Below are 1,043 nucleotides of genomic sequence, written 5' to 3'. Positions count from 1 at the left end.
AGAGCCTGGTAAATAAGGGTTTCAGGTGTGTTGGTGACGGGCGAGGCGGCGGGTCATGACGATGATCATGGCCCATTGGACCATCGCGGCGTGGTGGTCGGGTAGCCGTTCGTAGTCGCGAACGGTGCGTCGGCACCGGTTGATCCACGAGAACGTGCGTTCCACGCACCACCTGCGGTGCAGCACGACGAACGTGGTCTGCCCGGCGAGCTTGGCGACGATCTGCACGGTCAGGGCGAGGTGGGCGGCGGCCCAGTCGACGAGTTTGCCGGCGTAGCCGCTGTCGGCCCAGGTCAGCCGAATGGTGGGGAAGCATGCGCGTAGCGCCCATAGCAGCGGCCTGGCGGCGTCGCGGTCCTGGACGTTCGCGCCGGTGACCAGGATCGCGAGGAGCAGGCCGCAGGTGTCGACCGCGATGTGACGTTTCCGGCCGTTGATCTTCTTGCCGGCGTCGTAGCCGCGGGTCGCCCGGCCGACGGTCTCCGCGCCCCGTACTGACTGGGAGTCGACCAGAGCGGCCGTCGGTTGTCGGTTACGGCCCTCGACCTGCGCGCGGACCTGCTCTCGCAGGCTGTTGTGCATGCGGTTGAGGGTCCCGTCGGCGGTCCAGGTCTTGAAGTAGTGGTAGACGAGCTTGTGGTGAGGGAAGTCGGCCGGTAGCGCGTCCCATTGGCAGCCGGTCCGGTCGAGGTAGCGGATCGCGTCGACGACGTCGCGGCGGGGGTAGGTGATCGGCCGGCCGCGTCCGGTCCCGGCCGGCACGTGCGGGGCGAGGACGATCCATTCGGCATCGGTGGTGTCGGACGGATAGTGCCGTGGCCGGGCGGTGGGCAGGTGATCGTCGAGGGTGGCCGGGGTGGCGGATGCGGCGACACCGGCGACAAGGTATACAGACAGGGTTGGGCCTTCGGTCGTGCTGGTTTAGTCACCTTCGCTCGTATCCGAAGGCCCTTCCCCATGTCACGCCGCCACGCCCGTACGGCCGCAATCATCAATCTCCACGAGGCCAGCCGACGCCCGGAACCCCTTATTTACCAGGCTCT

General features: G+C 67.6%; 1 protein-coding gene. It reads right to left on the bottom strand.

What is annotated here, in order from left to right:
* Positions 1-21 precede the first annotated feature (21 nt).
* Positions 22-834, bottom strand: coding sequence for an IS5 family transposase (locus ACLQ2U_RS32160; RefSeq protein ID WP_425754639.1), 813 nt, complete (start codon positions 832-834; stop codon positions 22-24).
* Between the last annotated feature and the right edge of the window lie 209 nt (positions 835-1,043).

Origin of the sequence: Micromonospora sp. DT47, assembly GCF_049844475.1 — a bacterium.
Classification (GTDB): Bacteria; Actinomycetota; Actinomycetes; order Mycobacteriales; family Micromonosporaceae; genus Micromonospora.
This window is presented reverse-complemented; position numbering and strand designations above follow the sequence as displayed.